Origin of the sequence: Pseudomonas antarctica (genome assembly GCF_001647715.1) — a bacterium.
Lineage (GTDB): Bacteria > Pseudomonadota > Gammaproteobacteria > Pseudomonadales > Pseudomonadaceae > Aquipseudomonas > Aquipseudomonas antarctica_A.
In genome coordinates this window covers 2609838-2631906 of the sequence record NZ_CP015600.1, presented here as the reverse complement: position 1 = coordinate 2631906, position 22069 = coordinate 2609838, and the positions used below count along the sequence as shown (strand labels likewise).

Annotated in this window: 14 protein-coding genes and 2 riboswitches; of the genes, 9 read left to right on the top strand and 5 right to left on the bottom strand. The window is 60.0% G+C overall.

Features of this window, described 5'->3' with window-relative positions:
* Position 1: 1 nt before the first annotated feature.
* A complete protein-coding gene (cobW, locus tag A7J50_RS12175) occupies positions 2-1063 on the bottom strand; it encodes a cobalamin biosynthesis protein CobW (RefSeq protein WP_064452012.1) in 1062 nt (353 codons plus the stop codon).
* 93 nt (positions 1064-1156) lie between these two features.
* Positions 1157-1357, bottom strand: a riboswitch (cobalamin riboswitch).
* A 779-nt stretch (positions 1358-2136) separates the two neighbouring features.
* Positions 2137-2349: riboswitch (cobalamin riboswitch) on the top strand.
* Positions 2350-2445: 96 nt separating this feature from the next.
* Here cobW and A7J50_RS12170 point away from each other — a divergent pair.
* The 4 genes from A7J50_RS12170 (at position 2446) to cobM (ending at position 4556) form a co-directional block, all read left to right on the top strand.
* On the top strand, positions 2446-2634 hold the full coding sequence (locus A7J50_RS12170) for a CbtB domain-containing protein (protein WP_064452011.1): 189 nt from the start codon (positions 2446-2448) through the stop codon (positions 2632-2634).
* A gap of 11 nt (positions 2635-2645) precedes the next feature.
* Positions 2646-3350: a CbtA family protein gene (locus A7J50_RS12165; protein ID WP_064452010.1), complete on the top strand. Its 705-nt coding sequence runs from the start codon at positions 2646-2648 to the stop codon at positions 3348-3350.
* Positions 3347-3739, top strand: a complete 393-nt coding sequence (locus tag A7J50_RS12160; RefSeq protein ID WP_064452009.1) for a cobalamin biosynthesis protein — start codon at positions 3347-3349, stop codon at positions 3737-3739. The genes A7J50_RS12165 and A7J50_RS12160 overlap by 4 nt, the downstream gene beginning before the upstream one ends.
* A gap of 70 nt (positions 3740-3809) precedes the next feature.
* Entirely contained in the window at positions 3810-4556 is a 747-nt protein-coding gene (cobM, locus tag A7J50_RS12155; RefSeq protein WP_064452008.1) for a precorrin-4 C(11)-methyltransferase, read from the top strand.
* Positions 4557-4757: 201 nt separating this feature from the next.
* Here the strand turns inward: cobM and nfuA are convergent, their stop codons facing one another.
* Both nfuA and A7J50_RS12140 read right to left on the bottom strand, forming a co-directional pair.
* On the bottom strand, positions 4758-5342 hold the full coding sequence (gene nfuA / locus A7J50_RS12150) for a Fe-S biogenesis protein NfuA (protein WP_017136914.1): 585 nt from the start codon (positions 5340-5342) through the stop codon (positions 4758-4760).
* 1072 nt (positions 5343-6414) lie between these two features.
* A complete protein-coding gene (locus A7J50_RS12140; RefSeq protein WP_064452006.1) occupies positions 6415-8709 on the bottom strand; it encodes a fatty acid cis/trans isomerase in 2295 nt (764 codons plus the stop codon).
* A 164-nt stretch (positions 8710-8873) separates the two neighbouring features.
* Between A7J50_RS12140 and metH the strand changes: the two genes are divergently transcribed.
* Positions 8874-12584 (top strand): methionine synthase, encoded by a 3711-nt coding sequence (metH, locus tag A7J50_RS12135; protein ID WP_064452005.1) that lies wholly within the window; start codon positions 8874-8876, stop codon positions 12582-12584.
* Between the two features lie 137 nt (positions 12585-12721).
* A complete protein-coding gene (locus tag A7J50_RS12130; RefSeq protein ID WP_064452004.1) occupies positions 12722-17575 on the top strand; it encodes a dermonecrotic toxin domain-containing protein in 4854 nt (1617 codons plus the stop codon).
* A 10-nt stretch (positions 17576-17585) separates the two neighbouring features.
* Here A7J50_RS12130 and A7J50_RS12125 read toward each other — a convergent pair whose 3' ends face one another.
* Complete coding sequence (locus A7J50_RS12125; protein ID WP_064452003.1) at positions 17586-18056, bottom strand: DUF6543 domain-containing protein; 471 nt, start codon at positions 18054-18056, stop codon at positions 17586-17588.
* Between the two features lie 133 nt (positions 18057-18189).
* Between A7J50_RS12125 and A7J50_RS12120 the strand changes: the two genes are divergently transcribed.
* Positions 18190-18408: a DUF2970 domain-containing protein gene (locus tag A7J50_RS12120; protein WP_064452002.1), complete on the top strand. Its 219-nt coding sequence runs from the start codon at positions 18190-18192 to the stop codon at positions 18406-18408.
* A 6-nt stretch (positions 18409-18414) separates the two neighbouring features.
* Here the strand turns inward: A7J50_RS12120 and A7J50_RS12115 are convergent, their stop codons facing one another.
* Entirely contained in the window at positions 18415-19494 is a 1080-nt protein-coding gene (locus A7J50_RS12115; protein WP_064452001.1) for an ABC transporter substrate-binding protein, read from the bottom strand.
* A gap of 423 nt (positions 19495-19917) precedes the next feature.
* On the opposite strand from A7J50_RS12115, the gene A7J50_RS12110 reads away from it, so the two are divergent.
* Both A7J50_RS12110 and A7J50_RS12105 read left to right on the top strand, forming a co-directional pair.
* Positions 19918-21576: a nitrite/sulfite reductase gene (locus A7J50_RS12110; protein ID WP_064452000.1), complete on the top strand. Its 1659-nt coding sequence runs from the start codon at positions 19918-19920 to the stop codon at positions 21574-21576.
* Positions 21560-22054 (top strand): DUF934 domain-containing protein, encoded by a 495-nt coding sequence (locus A7J50_RS12105; protein WP_064451999.1) that lies wholly within the window; start codon positions 21560-21562, stop codon positions 22052-22054. The genes A7J50_RS12110 and A7J50_RS12105 overlap by 17 nt, the downstream gene beginning before the upstream one ends.
* Positions 22055-22069: the final 15 nt, after the last annotated feature.

Here is a 22069-nt window from a genome sequence, read left to right as displayed (position 1 = left end):
GTTAAACGCTGAGCGCAGCGCGCAGTTGCGCTTCGAGGCCCGCCGCATCCAGCTCCTGGCCGATCAGCACCAGACGCGTGATGCGGGCTTCATCAGCACCCCAGGCACGGTCGAAATGCTTGTCGAAACGCGTGCCCACACCCTGGATCAGCAGGCGCATCGGCTTGTTCGGGATCGCCGCGAAACCTTTGACACGCAGGATGCCGTGTTGCACCACCAGTTGATTCAGGGCGTCGAGCAGCAGCGCTTCATCAGCTTGCGGCAAGTCGATGGAGATGGAATCAAACGCATCGTGGTCGTGGTCGTCTTCACCTTCGTGGTGATGATCGTGGTGGCTGTGGCGACCGTCGATGTGTTCTTCGGAGCCGGCGCCCAGGCCAATCAACACGTCCAGCGGCACGCGACCGCTGCTGGCCTCGATGATTTTCACGGCCGGCGGCAGCTCTTCGGCGACTTCAAGGCGCACGCGTGCCAGGTCTTCAGGGCTGATCAGGTCGGCTTTGTTGAGGATCACCAGGTCGGCGCTGGCCAGTTGGTCGGCGAACAGCTCGTGCAGGGGCGATTCGTGGTCCAGGTTCGGGTCGAGTTTGCGCTGGGCATCAACCTGATCCGGGAACGCGGCAAAGGTGCCTGCGGCGACAGCCGGGCTGTCGACCACGGTAATCACCGCGTCAACCGTGCAGGCGCTGCGGATTTCCGGCCACTGGAAGGCCTGGACCAACGGTTTTGGCAGGGCCAGGCCCGAGGTTTCGATCAGGATATGGTCGAGGTCACCGCGACGGGAGACCAATTCGCGCATCACCGGGAAGAATTCTTCCTGCACGGTGCAGCACAGGCAGCCGTTGGCCAGTTCGTACACGCGGCCGTTGGCTTCTTCCTCGGTGCAACCGATGGAGCACTGCTTGAGGATTTCACCGTCGATGCCCAGCTCGCCGAACTCGTTGACGATCACGGCGATGCGACGGCCCTGGGCGTTGTCGAGCATATGGCGCAGCAAGGTGGTTTTGCCCGAGCCGAGGAAGCCGGTAACGATGGTGACGGGGAGTTTGGCCAGTGTTTTCATCGGATGCCCTTTGGGGCGGGCATACGGGACGACAGGCCCTGCGGCAAATGCGCAGAAGCTGATTTCGTCACCGGATCACCCCGCCCGGTTGAAGTAGAAAATCGGTTACGAGGCAGGTCTCCTGGCTTGGGGCATGCGGGTCTTACGACCGGCGCTGGCTGCGCCTTCCCGCCGTATTGGCAGTGGCGTGGCAGTCAGATGAACCCTTCACAGTTGCGGGGGCAGCCGCGGCTTGAACCGCGTTCCCTTCTTAGCTTCGACCTGGGCCGAAGAACCTCGAAGGTGCAAGGCTACGCAGTGCGTGGGGGATGGTCAATGATGGGGTTGTTTGGTTGATGTACATAGCCGTTGCTGCGGTAACGGCGGCTTAGGTTCCGCCTTTACGGCAGGTCGCTTTTGGAAAAGGGCCCGAAATGCCGGCTCAACCAAAAGTACCCCACCACTCGACACCTCGCCCAGGCTCGGTGTGCCCGTCCTCCGGCATTCCTAAGTGGGCCGCCTAAGATCAAAAAGCTCAACAGCGGAGTTCGGCGGCCTAGCAGCTGACCTGAACCTGGACGCTGAACGCATTCAAATGTGGGGACTGCCTTGCCTGCAATGTAGACATCTCGGTCTGTCAGTGACACACAGTTGATGCCATCGCAGGCAAGCCAGCTCCCACAGAAAAGCAGTTCTGTTGTTGCCGTGTTTTTGCCCTGCTTTTGCTTCTACCACTCAGGTCGGCTACTAGGCCGCCGTGCTCTGCTGTTGACCTTGATCTCACAGGCCCCGTTAACCACGATGGCCGAACGCAGGCTTGAATCCGTGGGTAACCCGGCAGGACGCCGGGTTAGCCGCACTGGGCCAGGGATGGCCCATTGCGGCGGCCCACGGATTCAAGCCGGAGTGCGGGCATACCGAGCCTGGGCGAGGTACCGAGTGGTGGGGCAAAGCGTTTTTTGGTTACTTTTTTAGGCGTTTGTAAAAAAGGTGACCCGCCGTAAGGGCGGAACCCTAAGCCGCCGTTACCGCAGCAACGGATATGTACACCCACCAAAAAACCCCAATTGACTCCCCTCCCACCCCCATGCTCTCCTACACACCTTGTTTCGGGTGCCCTTCACAGGGTGAAACGGGAAACCGGTAAATCATGCGTGCATGACCAGTCCGGTGCTGCCCCCGCAACGGTAAGCGAGCGAAGCGTCACAGCCACTGTGCCCTCGGGTATGGGAAGGCGATGCTTTCAGGACTCTAGTTCAAGAGCCCCCTCGCAAGCCCGGAGACCGGCCCGAAAAAATCAGATAACAAACCCGCGGTGGGCGGGCGCTGTTTAAAACTCTGCGTGCCTGGCTCGCGGGGTTTTCATGCGCTCGTTCCACCCTGACACCCAGAAGGGACGCGCCATGTCGATCATCAGCAGCACCTCGCACACCACCCGTAGCTCCGCCACCCTGAGCCAACGCCTGAGCGCCGCCATCGGTGCCTCGATCCTCGGCGCCTGCCTGGTGTATTTCGCCGGTTTCTCGCATATCGAGGCGGTGCACAACGCGGCCCACGATACCCGCCACAGCGCCGCGTTCCCGTGCCACTGAGGCCTGCCGACATGATCAAGCGTATTGCTCAAACCGCAGGTTTCACCGGCTTGCTGGCCGCCCTGCTACTGACCCTGCTGCAAAGCTTCTGGGTCGCACCGCTGATTTTGCAGGCGGAAACCTTTGAAAAAGCCCCGTCTGCTGTCGAAGTGACCCATGAACATGCCGAAGGTGCCGCAGCCCATATCCACGACGCCGAAGCTTGGGAGCCGGAAAATGGCTGGCAGCGCGTGCTGTCTACCACCGGCGGAAACCTGGTGGTCGCCGTCGGTTTTGCGCTGATGTTGGCAGGTCTCTACACCCTGCGCGCGCCGACTCGCACGGCCCAAGGGCTGCTGTGGGGCTTGGCGGGTTACGCGACGTTCGTGCTGGCGCCCACTTTGGGCCTGCCACCGGAATTGCCGGGGACTGCCGCGGCTGATTTGGCACAACGGCAGGTCTGGTGGATCGGCACCGCGGCGTCCACCGCAGCCGGTATCGCGCTGCTGGTGTTTGGTCGCAACGGGCTGCTGAAAGTGCTGGGTGTGGCGATCATCGCCGTCCCGCATGTTATCGGCGCACCGCAACCCCTCGTGCATTCGATGCTGGCCCCCGAAGCGCTGGAATCACAGTTCAAGATCGCATCGCAGCTGACCAACGTTGCATTCTGGCTGGCCTTAGGCCTGATCAGCGCGTGGCTGTTCCGCCGTAACCGCGACGAACATTACTCGGCATGACGCTGGTGGTCGGGCTGGGATGCCGGCGGGGTTGTGACGTTCACACCCTGCTGGGTCTGTTTGACGCCGTCCTCGCCGAGGGCGGTATTGAGCGCCAACATATTGCGGCCCTGGCCAGTATTGATCGCAAGCAGGATGAACCGGGCTTGCTTGCCCTGGCTCACATGCTGAACCTGCCGTTACAGTGTTTCAGTGCAGAACACCTGGCGGTTTACGAGGACCGGCTGAGCCACAAATCAGCCGTGGCCTTCGCACACACCGGCTGTTACGGCATCGCCGAAAGCGCGGCCCTTGCCTTGGCTGAACAGCTCTCCCACGCCCCTGCCCGCCTGTTGATCACCCGCAAAAAAACCGCCCAGGCCACCTTTGCATTAGCCTGCACCGGCTAAAATCCCGATAATTGCCGTTCTCGATCATGAGCAATCTTCATGCTCGCCCGTTTTTCAACAGGAACTCCCCATGACCGTCTACTTTATCGGCGCAGGCCCCGGCGACCCGGAATTGATCACCGTCAAAGGCCAGCGGCTGATCCGCAGTTGCCCGGTGATCATTTATGCCGGCTCGCTGGTGCCCACCGCCGTATTGGAGGGTCATCAGGCGGAACAGGTGGTCAATAGCGCCGAATTGCACCTGGAACAGATCATCGAGTTGATCCAGGCAGCCCATGCAAAGGGCCAGGATGTGGCCCGCGTGCACTCCGGCGACCCGAGCCTGTATGGGGCGATTGGCGAACAAATCCGCCATTTGCGCGAACGGGGCATTCCCTTCCAGATCATTCCCGGGGTGACGGCAGTGGCGGCTTGTGCGGCGTTGCTGGAGGCGGAACTGACCCTGCCGGATATCGCCCAAAGCGTGATCCTGACCCGCTACGCCGACAAAACCAGCATGCCTGCCGGTGAGGCGTTCGACAGCCTGGCCCGCCACGGCACGACCATGGCGATTCACCTGGGGGTCAACCACCTGGACAAAATCGTCGCCGAACTGCTGCCGCACTATGGCGCGGACTGCCCGATTGCCGTGGTGCACCGGGCGACGTGGCCGGATCAGGACTGGGTTGTCGGCACGCTGAGTGATATTGCCGAGAAGGTGGCCGCCAAGGGGTTCCGGCGTACGGCACTGATTGTGGTTGGCAGGGTGTTGGCAAGCGACAGCTTCAGCGAGTCCTCACTGTACCGGGCAGGCCACGCGCACCTCTATCGCCCCTGAAGAGTGCGGTTGGACATGTGGGCTTGCTTGCGAACGCGGAGTGTCAGCCAGTGCATCTCTGACTGAACTACCGCATTCGCGAGCAAGCCCGCTCCCACAGTTAATCTTATTTGTTAGAAAGAGTGTGTAAGACACTGAATTTTAAGCATAAAAAACGGCGCTCACGGGGCGCCGTTTTTTTGTTCGCAGTGAACGCCTTACTCAGTAGTAGGCGTTTTCTTTCTGCGTGTGGTCAGTCACATCGCGTACGCCCTTGAGCTCCGGAATGCGCTCGAGCAGGGTGCGCTCGATGCCTTCACGCAGGGTCACGTCCGCCTGGCCGCAGCCTTGGCAACCACCGCCGAATTTCAACACGGCAATGCCGTCTTCCACGACATCGATCAAGCTGACCTGACCACCGTGGCTGGCGAGCCCTGGGTTGATCTCGGTTTGCAGGTAGTAGTTGATGCGCTCGTTGACCGGGCTGTCGGCGTTGACGTTCGGCACCTTGGCGTTAGGCGCCTTGATGGTCAACTGGCCGCCCATGCGGTCGGTGGCGTAATCGACCACAGCATCGTCCAGGAACGCTTCGCTGAAGTTATCGATGTACGCGGTGAAGCTTTTGAGCCCCAGGGCGGTGTCTTCAGGCTTCTCTTCCCCGGGCTTGCAGTAGGCGATGCAAGTCTCGGCGTATTGGGTGCCGGGCTGGGTGATAAAGACGCGGATACCGATGCCTGGGGTGTTCTGCTTGGACAGCAGATCAGCCAGGTAATCGTGCGCGGCGTCGGTAATGGTTATGGCAGTCATGGAAACTCCTCACAGGCTTGCGGGCAGTTTACGCCAAATTATTACCGAGGTACAAAGTCCTAGTGTTTTTGTCGGGATAGTTTTTTGTGTGGGTGCCTTGGGGGGATGTACCTATCCGTTTCTTCGGTAACGGCGGCCTATGGTTTCGCCCTTACGGCGACTCACTTTGGAAAAGCCCCAACGTAAGCAGGGCTCTTGCCGGTATGACTCACCCACATGGTTTACAAATTAGTTCACACACATTTGGAACTCAGTACATCAGGCAGAGAGTGTGCTGCTCTTCAGGCTGTACTCGGTCAATGTGGGGCTGGCTTGTCGGACCGCCGAACCGCTGCGATGGCATCAGCTCGGTGTACTTGGTGGACCGAGGTGCCTGCATCGCAGGCAAGCCAGCTCCCACAGAAAAGCAGTTCTGCTTCTGCTGTGCTTTTGCCCTGCCTTCGCTTCTACCACTCAGGTCGGCTACCAGGCCGCCGTGCTCTGCTTTTGATCTGCTGTTGATCTTGATCTGACAGGCCCCGTTAACCACATTTTGAACTCAGTACATCAGGCAGAGAGTGTGCTGCTCTTCAGGCTGTACTCGGTCAATGTGGGGCTGGCTTGTCGGACCGCCGAACCGCTGCGATGGCATCAGCTGGGTATGCCTGATGTACCGAGGTGCTTGCATCGCAGGCAAGCCAGCTCCCACAGAAAAGCAGTTCTGCTTCCGCTGTGCTTTTGCCCTGCTTTTGCTTCAACCACTCAGGTCGGCTTTCAGGCCGCCGTGCTCTGCTTTTGATTTTGATCTGACAGGCCCCGTTAACCACGCTGGCCGAACGCAGGCTTGAATCCGTGGGTAACCCGGCAGGACGCCGGGTTAGCCGCACTGGGCCAGGGATGGCCCATTGCGGCGGCCCACGGATTCAAGCCGGAGTGCGGGCATGCCGAGCCCAGGCGAGGCACCGAGTGGTGGGGCAAAGCGTTTTTTGGTTACTTTTTTAGGCGCTTTGTAAAAAAGTGACCCGCCGTAAGGGCGGAACCCTAAGCCGCCGTTACCGCAGCAACGGATATGTACCCCCACACAAATCACAAATCACAAATTCTCATACCGATTCATATCCAACACCCCCGCCTCAACCGGCGTAGTCTCCAGAACATACCGCGACAAGTCGTGGAAATACTGCCAAAACAGCGGATGACTGCGCCGCACACCCCACCGATCAACAATCTTCTCAAACTGCTGAGCATCCCTGGCACTCTCCATCGCCAAAACAAACCCCGGCACCTCCTGCGCCGGAATATTGAAAATGAAGTTCGGATAACTGCTCAGCACCCCTGGATAAATGGTCACAGTATCCAGCCCCGGCTGATAGCGATAAGCCTCACCCAGCAAAAACGCCACATTACTGTGCGCCCGGTTACGCAACATGCTGTAAACCACCCGCTTGCCGCTGGCGGTCTCGATCCGCAACATAGTGGCCTCAGGCAGTTGCTCAATCACCTTGAGCCCCGCCGCCGGCCTCGACGTGAGGCGACTGAGGGCCTGCTCCGCATCCCGCAACGCCGGATCAATCCCATCGCGCGAGCAATAGGCACCGGCACAACGGTTGATCGGGTCCGGACTGGCGTTCAAATCGCCATAACGCGTCAATAACTGATTGGCAAAATCGCGCTTCGGGTCCTTCTTATCCAGATGCAACCCACTCGGCGTGTCATCGTCAATCGCCTCGTAGTCCAGCCAGAGCTTGAGTTTCCCGCTGTTCTGGTACCAATCGTCCATAAAGTCGTCGCGGGTATCGGCCGGCATCAGGCGCAGGAAATTCTGCTCGGCACCATTGCGGATCAGGTCGAAGTAGAGCCGGGTCTGGGCCTGGTGCGAGACATTGCCGAACACGTCAAAGTTGACCACCAGTTGGTAGTAGGTGCGCTCCAGCAACGGGTAATCGAACAACCACATCGTCTGCGGGACTTCACCGATCAGGCCTTTATTGACCGAGGCACTGTCAAAGTGGCGGAAGATGCTCAACAGCGCATTGTCATTGCCGGCCCACAGGGTTGACCAGCTTGGCGCCGGCAGGTCGGCATAACTGTCCCGACGCAGGGCTTCGTACTGGTTGCGCTTGTCGCGGTACTTGAGCCACAGGCTGAGCACACTGCCCACGTCATCATTCTGCCCCGGCATCGCCAGCAACGGCGTCGCCTGGCCGCGATAGCGGGCATCGGTGATGTACAGATCGTGATCCGGCGCCTGAAACAGCGCCCAGAAGTTGTCGCGGATCACGTCCGTGGCAATCTGCCCGCGGCACACCGGGCCACGAATAAAAGTGCGTACAAAATACTCGGCGTTGTCCAGCATGAACTGGTAACGCGCCTGCGCCGGGATCGCCTCGAAGGTCTCGAATGGGTTGGCACGGCGCCCGGGGCCGTAGCCCGGCGACGCGGTGACCTGCCAATCACCGCTGTAGAACAGGGATTTGACCCGTGCCATTTTCTGCGCACTGAGAGGATAGGTGATGTGGGTTTTATGCACGATCACCCCTTGTACCGGCCACAGGCGGTAGTACACCCGAGTGCCGGGGTCGTCGTTGGGGCGGCGGGTGTTGATCAGGTCAATCGGCTGGCCGCTGGGGGTACGTGAGCGTACCCACTGAAAGAAATGCCCGGGTTCGCCGCCCTCGAAATAAAGATGCGCAATAAACAGGTGTTCGTACAGCCAGCGCGCCACCAGGCTTTGGCGGGCGCCGGGGGCGTTGAGCAGGTTTTCCCACTGCAGCACCTGCGCGGCTTCCTGGGCACTCGGCGCCACGCCTTGCTCATCGATCGGCGCACCGGAGGCCAGCCAGCGTTGCAGGGTCTGGTATTGCTGGTCACTCAAGCCGGTGACGGCCAGCGGCATGCCCTCATTGGGGTGTGCGCCGGCGTAGGCGTCGAATTCACCTGGCGACGGGCACATGTTTTCGCGGTTCAGGCCCAGCACGATGTCTTCAGGCAATTTGCCATTGGGCTGCAAGGGCGCACGACGGTGGCCCAACTCCAACATGCGCGCCATCAGCGCGGCCTGGCTGCCCTGGGCATCAAGTACCGAGCTGAAGCCTTCGCGCTGCCAGGCGGCTTTACCGAAGGCGTCATAGAACAGCCGGACCGGCTTGGTTGCCTGGCTGCGCTCACCGTCGTAGACCGGCACTTTGGTCGCGCCCCGGGCCGCGCCTTCGCCGCTGCCCAGGTTCAACTGGCAGGCCGAGTCATAGCAGGCATGGCACGCCACGCACTTCTCGGTAAAAATCGGTTGAATGTCACGGGTGTAGGAAATCGCCGGGGCGGGATCTTGGGCCTGCGTAGTGGTGCCAATCAGCAAAAGTGCAAGGCTGACGATGATGCGATACGGCATGAGCCTGGTCCCGATATGAAGCCAAAATGATAAATCCCGGGAATTCTACCGACCTGCATCCCGCACCAACATGAACGATATTCATGCAAAACCTGGACATGCTCTAAATCGGCACAGGTTTGCTATGATTCGTCCCCTCCGAAATGCCTGACCAGAGTAGTCCCATGTCCGATCGTAGCGCTCGTCTGCAAGCCCTTCATCAAGCCCTCAAGGAACGTATCCTGATACTCGATGGCGGTATGGGCACGATGATCCAGAGCTACAAGCTTGAGGAACAGGATTATCGTGGCAAGCGCTTCGCCGACTGGCCGAGCGACGTCAAGGGCAACAACGACTTGCTGGTCATCACCCGTCCGGACGTGATCGGCGGCATCGAAAAAGCCTACCTGGATGCCGGCGCCGACATTCTGGAAACCAACACCTTCAACGCCACGCGCATTTCCATGGCCGATTACGGCATGGAAGCCCTGGCCTACGAATTAAACGTAGAGGGCGCACGCCTGGCGCGCAAGGTCGCCGACGCGAAGACCCTGGAAAACCCGGCCAAGCCGCGCTTCGTCGCTGGCGTGCTCGGCCCTACCAGCCGTACGTGCTCGCTGTCGCCTGACGTGAACAACCCCGGCTACCGTAACGTGACCTTTGATGAGCTGGTGGAAAACTACACCGAGGCGACCAAAGGTCTGATCGAGGGCGGCGCCGATCTGATCCTGATCGAAACCATCTTCGACACACTCAACGCCAAAGCCGCGATCTTCGCCGTGCAAGGCGTGTTCGAAGAACTGGGTATCGAGTTGCCGATCATGATTTCCGGCACTATCACCGACGCCTCCGGCCGTACCCTGTCGGGCCAGACCACCGAAGCGTTCTGGAACTCCGTCAGCCACGCCAAGCCGATTTCCGTAGGCCTGAACTGCGCCCTTGGGGCGAGTGAGCTGCGCCCGTACCTGGAAGAACTGTCGAACAAGGCCAGCACCCACGTGTCGGCGCACCCAAACGCCGGCCTGCCCAATGAGTTCGGCGAGTACGACGAGCTGCCGTCGGAAACCGCCAAGGTCATCGAAGAATTCGCCCAGAGCGGCTTCCTCAACATTGTGGGCGGCTGCTGCGGCACCACGCCGGGCCACATCGAAGCCATCGCCAAGGCCGTGGCCGGTTATGCGCCGCGCCCGATCCCGGACATTCCCAAGGCTTGCCGCCTGTCGGGCCTGGAGCCGTTCACCATTGATCGCAGCTCGTTGTTCGTCAACGTCGGCGAGCGCACCAACATTACCGGTTCCGCACGTTTTGCCCGCCTGATCCGTGAAGACAACTACACCGAAGCCCTGGAAGTCGCCCTGCAGCAGGTGGAAGCCGGCGCCCAGGTGATCGACATCAACATGGACGAAGGGATGCTCGATTCGAAGAAGGCCATGGTGACCTTCCTCAATCTGATTGCCGGCGAGCCGGACATCTCCCGTGTACCGATCATGATCGACTCCTCCAAGTGGGAAGTGATCGAGGCCGGCCTCAAGTGCATCCAGGGCAAGGGCATCGTTAACTCCATCAGCATGAAGGAAGGCGTGGAGCAGTTCATTCACCACGCCAAGCTGTGCAAACGCTACGGCGCCGCCGTGGTGGTGATGGCCTTTGACGAAGCCGGCCAGGCCGACACCGAAGCGCGCAAGAAAGAAATCTGCAAACGCTCCTACGACATTTTGGTCAATGACGTCGGCTTCCCGCCGGAAGACATCATCTTCGACCCGAACATCTTCGCGGTCGCCACCGGTATCGAAGAGCACAACAACTACGCCGTGGACTTCATCAACGCCTGCGCCTATATCCGCGATGAGCTGCCGTATGCGCTGACCTCGGGTGGCGTGTCCAACGTGTCGTTCTCGTTCCGCGGTAACAACCCGGTGCGTGAGGCGATCCACTCGGTGTTCCTGCTGTATGCGATCCGCAATGGCCTGACCATGGGTATCGTCAACGCCGGCCAGTTGGAGATCTACGACCAGATCCCGGCCGAGCTGCGCGATGCGGTCGAAGACGTGGTGCTCAACCGCACACCGGAAGGCACCGACGCCCTCCTCGCCATCGCCGACAAATACAAAGGTGACGGCAGCGTAAAAGAAGCCGAGACCGAGGAATGGCGTGGCTGGCCGGTGAACCAGCGCCTGGAGCACGCGCTGGTAAAGGGCATCACCACGCATATCGTCGAAGACACCGAGGAATCCCGCCAATCGTTCGCGCGCCCGATCGAGGTGATCGAAGGCCCGTTGATGTCCGGCATGAACATCGTCGGCGACCTGTTTGGCGCCGGCAAAATGTTCCTGCCCCAGGTGGTTAAATCCGCCCGGGTGATGAAGCAGGCCGTGGCCCACTTGATCCCGTTCATCGAACTGGAAAAAGGCGACAAGCCGGAAGCCAAGGGCAAGATCCTGATGGCCACCGTAAAAGGTGACGTGCATGACATCGGCAAGAACATTGTTGGCGTGGTGCTGGGTTGCAACGGCTATGACATTGTCGACCTGGGCGTGATGGTCCCGGCCGAGAAGATCCTGCAGGTGGCCAAGGAACAGAAGTGCGACATCATTGGCCTGTCCGGCCTGATCACGCCGTCCCTGGATGAGATGGTGCATGTGGCCCGCGAGATGCAGCGCCAGGACTTCCACCTGCCGCTGATGATCGGTGGCGCGACCACGTCCAAGGCGCACACTGCGGTGAAGATCGAGCCCAAGTACAGCAACGACGCGGTGATCTATGTAACCGACGCCTCCCGTGCGGTGGGCGTGGCCACGCAGTTGCTGTCCAAGGAATTGAAGCCAGCCTTCGTCGAGAAAACCCGCCTGGAATACATCGACGTGCGCGAGCGCACCTCGAACCGCAGCGCCCGCACCGAGCGTCTGAGCTACCCGGCCGCGATCGCCAAGAAGCCGCAGTTCGACTGGAGCACCTATACCCCGGTGAAACCGACGTTTACTGGCGCCAAGGTGCTGGACAATATCGACCTCAAGGTGCTGGCCGAGTACATCGACTGGACGCCGTTCTTTATCTCCTGGGACCTGGCCGGCAAGTTCCCGCGCATCCTCGAAGACGAAGTGGTGGGCGAAGCGGCTACCGCGCTCTACGCCGATGCCCGGGAAATGCTGAAAAAGCTGATCGACGAAAAACTCATCAGCGCCCGCGCAGTGTTCGGCTTCTGGCCGACCAACCAGGTGCAGGACGATGACCTGGAAGTCTACGGTGACGACGGCCAGCCGATTGCCAGGTTGCATCACCTGCGCCAGCAAATCATCAAGACCGACGGCAAGCCAAACTTCTCCCTGGCCGACTTCGTCGCGCCAAAAGACAGCGGCGTCACCGACTACATCGGTGGCTTCATCACCACCGCGGGTATCGGCGCCGAAGAAGTGGCCAAGGCCTATCAGGACGCAGGCGACGATTACAACTCGATCATGGTCAAGGCCCTGGCCGACCGCCTGGCCGAGGCCTGCGCCGAGTGGCTGCACCAGCAAGTGCGTAAAGAACACTGGGGCTACGCCAAGGACGAACAGCTGGATAACGAGGCGCTGATCAAAGAGCAATACAGCGGCATCCGCCCTGCCCCGGGCTACCCGGCGTGCCCGGACCACACCGAGAAAGCCCAACTGTTCCAACTGCTCGACCCCGAGGCCCGCGAAATGCAGGCGGGCCGTAGCGGCGTGTTCCTGACCGAGCACTACGCGATGTTCCCGGCGGCGGCAGTCAGCGGCTGGTACTTCGCCCATCCGCAGGCGCAATACTTCGCCGTGGGCAAGGTCGACAAGGACCAGGTGCAAAGCTACACCGCGCGTAAGCAACAGGACTTGAGCGTCACCGAACGCTGGCTGGCGCCGAACCTGGGTTACGACAACTAAGACGCTCGGCCCTATTTGCGGTATCCCCCTACCGTACTCGCCACGACGAAATCCGATTTCCTGTAGCGGACCGATCATCGGTCCGCTGACCCGGCAGCCAACCCGCACCGGATTGAAACAGGAAACAGGATTTCGTCATGCCCGATCCAACCTACCCCGTGTTACCCACAGCCCTGGGCCAATTACCTGCCCAGGCTGTCCATGAGCGTTTCGCCACTCGCCCAGCTTTGTTTTCAGTGGTGTTCAATGCCCTGCGCGAGCGCATCCTGCAGCGCTACCCGACCCTGCAACTGGACCTGCTCTCGGTCAAGCTGGCCACCCCGGCCCCCGCTGGCGGTTATACCTACCCGCTGTTGATGAACATCGCTATCGCACATGTCTTGAACCCGCAGCTACTTGACCTGCAGCCACGCCGTGAACTGCCGTTCTACCTGACGCAAAACGTGCCTACGGTGCTGAAGCCCGCAGCGCTGCCGCTGATCGACATGCAGGTCATCGCGCAACTCATCGACGCTTTACCCTCATCGCTCTACCTGCATTTCCAGCACGCCCTGACTGACTACTGGAGCGCCACCGACAGCCACGGCAGCAGTCGCTGGCAATGGCTGGGTGAATTTCTCAATGGTCAGATGACCGCGGCAGCAGCAGGCCCCTCAGGCCTGACCGAAGTACAACGGGACATGCTGGCTGTCACCGCCGCCTGGCCCGGGCGCCTCGAGCGTCTGCCCCGCTCCACGCCCACCACGTATGCCTATTTCATTGAAACCACTCTTTCCAGCGCCGGGAAAGCATCACGCCTGCTCACGCCGGACCTGCTGCTGGTGCGCGACCAACAGGTGCTGCTGTGCAGCCTGACGGGGGCTGTCGAGCCGTTTGACTCGATGGATGCCTTTGGCGAAACCTGGGGGGCCAGGATGCAGAACCAATTCCAGTGCGACAGCATCACCTGGCGGCGCAATGAGCCTGAAGGCAACGTGTTCGAACAGCAGGCCGGGCTTATTCTTAATCAGCAACTTGAAGACCTGGCGAGTTTGTCATTTCAAGGCCAAAGCGAAGCAGCGCTTGCCCAAGCCCTGAATAAACTCACGGACCCAGCCCTACTGTTTACCAAGGTCCCGGTGCCTTCTGCTGCGCGCCTGCAAAAGGTCGACCGCCAGCTGCCCGCGTGGCTCAAGCACGCCAGTGCCGATGACCGCTTTGCCTACCACCGCCATCTGCAGGACATGGCGCGAGTGATGAAACAGAATCAGGGCCGCTCTTTCAACGAGGGCATTGCAAACATCCACAATTTCAGCCGCGACGCATTGCGCAAACAGATGCAAACCGACCATGAGGATTACGATCCCGACGAGTTGGTGTTGGATTTCGCCGTGGCCGCCGGCTACCCGGGCGGCGCCGGCATTATCGAGCATGTACGCATGTCGCTGACGGAGCTGGCGCTGAAGAACCTCGCCGGCAAGCCCAAAGGCACGCTGACGCTCGCCGCCAAAAGTGCCGAGACACTGCCGGACTGGATGACCACAGACTACTTGCTGGGTAGCCAGGGGTTGATCCAGCGCGTCGACATTGGCACAGCCTATCCACAGAAGATCAAGGACCTGTTGCTCACCGACACGAGCGACGCGCGCCAACGGGAGACCCTGTTTACTCGCGAACTCAAGGTCCACCTGCCGATGCAGGCGCTGGAGTACCGGATCAGGCAGCAGTATGGCGTCACCACCACAGGCTATCGTTATGTGAAGGCGTTGATGGGCGACACCCCCGCCGACAGAATCGTCGACGGCCAGGAGATCGTCCTGCGCCCACTGGCCCTGTGCCGAAAAGCCGGAGCCACGCCCGACACAGTCAATAACATGTTTGTTATCGAGCCTCGGGACGCCAACATCGGCCCGCACCTGCTGTATCGGCCGCTGTATACCGACAGCCTGTATCAATACCCCACACGCCAGGCCTTGCTGGATGCGCTTGCCACTCCCGGCGCGGTGCAGACGAGCGTGCTGACCTGGCTAAGCGACAAGGCGCGTCCGATCTACGATCACGGCGGGTTTAAAGAGCCGCACATCATTCGCTTCCTGCCCGGGGATGAATTCGCCCCGCCTGAACAGCCGGCCCCCGCGACGCTGGCAGTCGATGAGGGTGCCGATGAATGGCTTCAGTCACAGGTCAACGGCAAGCTGCTTGGCCACCTGTTCGGCAGCACCGCAAGGGCGATGGTCGACCTGGCTGATCGCGAGTCGGTGTCCAACAGCGGAAGCCGCTGGGCGATCGTGATGGAAGGTGCCTGGCTGCTGTTCAACACCTTGTTGCTGCCATTGGTGCGCGGCCCGGCCATGTTGGCGGGCTGGTTCCTGGTCCTGGTCAGCAGCCTGGAACAGGATTTGGCCGGACTCGACAGCGATGACCCGACCACCCGCGAGCTGGCGCTGATTGACCTGTTGCTCAATACCGCGATGGTGCTGTTGCATGCCGCCACACCCTCGGATGGCGCCCGACAGCCGTTATCGGAACTCGCCCCGCAAGACAACGCTCTGCACCTGGCGTCCTGGCGCCGCACTGCGGGTTTGCCGCCTCCGGAGAGCACTGCACCGGTCCAACACGGCTCGGTCGCGCTGCCGGGTGAGCCTCCGGCGACAGGCCACACCGCGCTGGACTTCAGCCGCTCGATAGCCAGCCCCCAGAGCAGCGCGAAGTTGCTCAAGGCGCTGCTCGATGTTCACGTGCCGTGGCCCGAAACCTTGCCACCCGCCGAGGCAAGCGGCCCGCTCAAGGGGCTGTACAGAATTGACAATAGCTGGCACGCCAGCGTCGGCGGGCTGCTGTTTCAAGTCAGCGTGGTAGCCGGTTTCGGCGAGGTCTACCTGGTTGACCCGCAGCACCCGCAGCGTCCTGGCTTCAAGTTGGCCAGCGACGGACAAGGGCATTGGCGGCTGGAACGAAAGGCTCGGCTGGAAGGCGGTATGCCCAGGGAAAAGCTGGATAAATGGCAGCGACAGCATCGAGATCGGATAGCCGCGCTGAAGAGAGACCTGGAAAGTCTCAATGCCGAAATGCTGCCATTGGCGATCACGTTTCTTCCGTTCAAAACAGCGCTGGACACGGCCAGGACCCAACTGGTCGAACATAAAAAAGCGTTGCGAGAGGATTGGATAAGGCTCGGCACCTCGACTGCGCTTCCAGAACTGCACGCCAGAATCACAGAACGGCATGCGCAAAGACAACTCATGACCGCGCAAGCCAAATTGCATTGGGATATCGCATTCGACAACTACCGGCAAAACGCGGAGGTGATTAACCCGACAATGCAGAAGATCGAAGTCAAGAACGGCGAACTGATGGAAGCCGACAGAACGGACCCGAGACACAAACGATCACGCGACGTCGCAACCCAGTTTGCTTATAACTACTGGGGGTCAATCTTTGAGGTGTTGTCGCAAAAATTTACCGACACCCTTGAAACCGAACGCGGCGAAAACACCGTGGAGCTCGGAGACCGCGTCAACAGAGAGTTGCGCGACAACGTCACAGACGCCTACGAGGCGTACATCAACACCAAGACGCTACAGGTTGAAGCGCTCGAACAGATGGTTGAGCCTGCAGAAAAAATCGAAACCTTCCTCAAACAGGCAGACCCCGCACTGCGCAATTTTCTATTGCAAGACAGGCCCACCGACCAAAAGATATCCTCGATCGCCCTAAAGCAACACGCACTGCTATTCCTTACCGAGCTGGTACTGGACCGCTCCCACGGTTCCCGAGAACCGGCGGAGTTTCTTTTCGTCCAGGAACTCACTGATCCTAAAACCACAGCCAGCGTCTTGGCGCACACGGAAATGCGTACAACCAGTGGCTACTCTACGGTTGAGCAAGTTGCCGTACTCAAGGGCGTCCTTGAACGCTATGAGCGACTCGAGAACGCCGTTAACTCATTAAGTGAAATGGGCTCCGGCTTTGTGCGCGAGGAGTATCAAACCCCATTCCTGGAGCAGCTCATTGACACCCGTACCAGCCTTGAAGCACAGCTGGCCGATTTGATCCTGACAGACCAAGGGTTTGCCCTCCTGCCAAGTTCTGCCAGCCCGACCCGGGCGAAACCCGCCGCCAGGAAAGTCATCAAGACGCGCAACAACAGCAGCCTGGTGGGTGATTTGCGCGATCCTCGACCGGAGGACCCCGGCCAATTTGTCGACATCAACGACCCCATCACCGGGCAGATCGTCGCCACCTACCTCGAACACGCCAATGAAGGCGTATGGGTCGAGGTTGTTGCGGCGACGCCCGCCACACAACCGCCTGCGCCGGTGGTTCGCTCATTGGCCGCTATTAAACGTGAGGCAGAAAGCGCGATACCCCAAAGGGCGGAAATCGAACGCAAGATACGCGGCCTGCAGAGAAAGCTTCAGGACCCGACACGCGGCGAAATGCTCAACCCGCTGGACTGGCAAGACATGTTGACCCCGCATGCGAACAAAATGGCCGCCCTGGCCGATGAAATCGAACGTAATCATGCCTCGCATCCAGATGCGAACGCCATGATGAACACCTACCGCGACGAGTCATCCACCACACTCAAGCTGGCACGTGAAGTATGCAGCGAGGGCTACAAGCAACAGCGCCCCAAAGCGTCCAATATTGCGTACCTGTGGCAACACGGTTTTGTCGATATCAACCTGGTCAAAAGCCGAGTTTTATTGAAGGCAGGCGACTATCTCAGCGAATACGTGATACGCGATAAAAGCCAAATAAAACATGGGAAACCGTATGAAGAAACCGTCCTGTGGTACGCGCACTTTCATTACCCGGCGGCCGATACTCCAGCATTAACACCGGCCTTCGGCCATCTAAAGACTAAAGCTGAGCGCCTGTTTACGCGTAAAGAACTGATCGAACGGGCTCGCGCTGACAACCGAGCCGTGGTCAATTTGGATAAAGCCGAGATCAAACCGCCGCTGGATAAGGAGCTGTTCCTTAAGCTGGAACTGCCCAGGCCGTGAGTAAATCGCACTAACTCCACCCATGTCGAAGCTGCCTGAACTTGACAGCTTCCACATCCTCCAAAAAAACAGCGCCAATACCGTCAACCGTTATCTCAATCGTACTGACCTGCAGCGGGCGCCTGGGGCATAACAACGTCTTGTCGACGTCGATTTCCACCTGGAACTGTTCTTTCAACGCCTTGGGCAGTAATGGCTTGGCGAATGCATCAACGTCCTGAAACGTCGACATGGTTTTGTGCAACTGAACCTGAGCGACGGCGCTGGCCTTGACGCTCGCGTTGACGGTCTTGCGCTGTTCGGGCGAGGCGTTTTTGTACCAGTCGGGCAAGACCGCCGCGGTTTCTTTAAGTGCCAACCTGCGGGCTGGCGTCGCGTCGACCAGCCATTGCGGAACGGCCTTTTCGAGGACGTCGCCGTGAATACTCAGGGTTGCCACTGGCGGCTTGCCAGTGGCGGGACGGCGAGATGAATCGGGCATGGTGTCACTCCTGTGATTGGGAGTGACAGCACATCACCGCTCCGCCTTTGGTCGTTGGTGCATACATACAACGGGCGTGGCCTCACCGAGAGTTGTCTATGCTCTGTAGGGAGATCTACCTGACGAGGGATGTATGAACGGTCCAGTCGACAACAAGCCACCGACCTTCTGGCAAATGCTGCACAGTGTGATGGCCGCCGCCTTCGGTGTGCAGAGCGGCAAGAACCGCGCGCGGGACTTTACCCACGGCAAGCCCAGCCACTTTGTGATCCTGGGCATTCTGTTCACGGCGGTGTTTGCGCTGGCGCTGTTCGGCATCGTCAAGCTGGTGCTGCACCTGGCCGGCGTCTGAGGAGGGTCAAGGCAACACAGCGCGCAGGCTGAACGGGTAACGATAGCTTTCAGGTTTGCCCAAGGCCGATAACGCCCGAAAATCCACGCTGTAATCGCTGCCGGCATTGATTTGCAACAAGCGGCGCGCCTGCTCCGGCCCAATCAGCTGGAACAGCGCGACCTCACGCTCGCTCCCGCCGTGCCGGGCGATATCCACCCCATGGGCATCGTCATACAACAGCACCATGGCCCAACCGCCCAGGGTGAAATGCCCCGCCACCAGGACACTCAGTCGACCGTCGAGCCGAGCCTCAAGGATGGGCGACGAGCTGTTGATCGCACTGAACAACACATCCTTGCCCGGTACGCGGCCACTGTCCTGCAGAGCCTGCATGGCGCCCAGGGCCATCTCGTCATTGGCCGACCACACCAGCGCCGTCTCCGGGTGCCGCTTGAACAGCTGAGTGGCTTGTTCAAGGGCGCGTTGGCGGTTCCATTCGCCGTACACCAATTGGCGCAACCGGACTTCGGGGTGTTCATCCAGCGCCTTGCGCAAACCTTTTTCGCGCAGCAGCGAGACAGGCGTGTTCTTGACCCCGGAGAACGCCAGCAAGTCGAGGGTCTGGCCGGGCGCAATGGGGCCATGTTGACGCAGCAACTCGGTGAGCATCAGGTAGCCCGCCTGCTCGTCATCGGCAACGATGCTGCCGAGCAGGTCAGGCTGATTGGACACGTCCAGGAACTGCACCTGATCCGGGGTCAGGGCGTTGTTGACGAGCAGCAGCTTGACCCCGCTGCCTTGGGCCAGGCGCAGAATCTGCGGGGCAACATACTGTTCGTTGACCAGCACCAGATAATCGGGGCGGTCAGCGCCCTGCAACGCCTCTCGCGCCTGCGTCAGGGTGTTATTGCTGTCGCGCTCGGAATAGCGCACGCACAAATGCAGGCCGAGGTCCTTGGCAGCGGCCTGCATGAATTGCGAATAGCCGACCCAGAAGGGTTCCGTGGACGTGCCCGGGTTAAGAAAGACCACTGACGTCGCATGGGCCATCGCCCCGTACGCCGATCCCAGTAACCACGCACACGCAATCAGAACCTTCAACATAGTCGTTTGAGCCTTGAATGTTGGCCGCCATGATAGTGGCAAACTGGCAGTCAATCGAGGCTCAACCAACCTTCTTTTATTGGTGGCTAACCCAGAACACGGCGGTTCCGACCACCAGAATTATCAGGAACAAAATGGCCCAGGCGTCAACGGTACTGTCAGGTTTACGGGCTTTGGTCGAATTGCTCATCGCATCGCCTCTTGTCGGTTTTATAGGTGATTGCACTAAGACTCGACGACAGTAAAGATCATGATTGCCCGCATGACAAATGTGGGTATCGCGATAACCGTTCTCATTAGTCAATTTGGTTATTTACATATACTCAAACATCACTTTTGCGCATAAACGCAAACTGGTATCGTGCGCCGGCTCCGTTGGGAGTGCGCGGCCGTGCGCGCAGATTTGCCGAGAACAGGACCTATATGTACGTATACGACGAATACGATCAGCGCATCATCGAGGACCGCGTCAAGCAGTTCCGTGATCAGACCCGACGCTACTTGGCAGGTGAGCTGAGCGAGGAAGAGTTCCGCCCTCTGCGCCTGCAAAATGGCCTTTATGTTCAGCGCTTTGCGCCGATGCTGCGGGTGGCCGTGCCTTATGGCCAACTGACCTCGCGCCAGACGCGCATGATGGCCAAGATTGCCCGTGACTTCGACAAAGGCTATGCCCACATCAGTACCCGCCAGAACGTGCAGTTCAACTGGCCGGCGCTGGAGGACGTGCCGGACATCCTGGCTGAACTGGCGACCGTGCAGATGCACGCCATTCAGACCAGCGGTAACTGCCTGCGCAACGTGACCACCGACCAATTCGCCGGCGTAGCCGCCGACGAGCTGATCGACCCGCGCCCCTGGTGTGAAATCGTCCGTCAGTGGACCACCTTTCACCCGGAATTCGCCTACTTGCCGCGCAAGTTCAAGATCGCCATCAATGGCTCGACCTCGGACCGCGCCGCCATCGAAGTGCATGACATTGGCCTTGAGCCGGTGCACAACGCAGCCGGCGAGCTGGGCTTCCGTGTGCTGGTCGGTGGCGGCCTCGGTCGTACACCGGTCGTCGGCGCATTCATCAATGAATTCCTGCCATGGCAGGACCTGTTGAGCTACCTCGATGCCATTTTGCGGGTCTACAACCGCTACGGCCGTCGTGACAACAAGTACAAGGCCCGGATCAAGATCCTGGTCAAAGCGCTGACCCCTGAGGTATTTGCCCAGAAAGTCGACGCTGAAATGGAACACCTGCGCGGCGGCCAGACCACCCTGACCGAAGCCGAAGTACACCGCGTCGCCAAGCACTTCGTCGACCCTGAGTACAAAGCCCTGAGCAACCAGGAAGCTGCGCTGGCCGACCTTGACCAGCAGCACCCAGGTTTCGCCCGCTGGCGTACCCGCAACACCCTGGCGCACAAAAAGCCGGGCTATGTCGCGGTGACCCTGTCGCTGAAACCCACCGGCGTTGCACCGGGCGATATCACCGACAAACAGCTGGACGCCGTCGCCGACCTGGCCGAGCGCTACAGCTTCGGCCAACTGCGCACCTCCCATGAGCAGAACATCATTCTCGCCGACGTTGAACAGAGCCAACTGTTCACCCTGTGGGGCGAGCTGCGCGAAGGCGGTTTCGCCACGCCGAACATCGGCCTGCTGACCGACATCATCTGCTGCCCGGGCGGCGACTTCTGCTCCCTGGCCAACGCCAAATCGATCCCGATCGCCGAATCGATCCAGCGCCGTTTCGACGACCTGGACTACCTGTTCGACATCGGCGAGCTGGACCTGAACATCTCCGGTTGCATGAACGCCTGTGGTCACCACCACGTCGGCCACATCGGCATCCTGGGCGTGGACAAGAAAGGCGAAGAATTCTACCAAGTGTCCCTGGGTGGCAGCGCCAGCCGCGATGCGAGCCTGGGCAAGATCCTCGGCCCGTCCTTCGCCCAGGAAGCCATGCCCGAGGTGATCGGCAAGCTGATCGACGTGTACATCGAACAGCGCACCGAAGATGAGCGTTTCATCGACACCTACCAGCGCATTGGCATCGACCTGTTCAAGGAGCGCGTCTATGCAGCGAATCATTAAGAACAACGAAGTCCTCGACGAAACCTGGCACCTGCTGCCCAAGGACGCGAGCTTCGATGGCATTTCCAACTGCGACGACCTGATCGTACCGTTGGCCCTGTGGCGCGAGCACGCCCATGCGCTCAAGGCCCGCGACGGCGGCCTGGGTGTGTGGCTGGACGCCGATGAAGAAGCCGAAGAAATCGGCAACGACGTGGAACACTTCCAGGTCATCGCCCTGAACTTCCCGGCCTTCACCGACGGTCGCAACTACTCCAACGCACGCCTGCTGCGAGACCGCTACGGTTTCAAAGGCGAGCTGCGCGCGATTGGCGATGTGCTGCGCGACCAGCTGTTTTATCTGCACCGCTGCGGGTTCGATGCCTTCGCCTTGCGCGCCGACAAAGACCCGTATGAAGCGTTGGAAAGCCTCAAGGACTTCTCGGTGACGTATCAAGCCGCAACGGATGAACCGCTGCCCTTGTTCCGTCGTCGCTAAACGTTAGCGCATGAA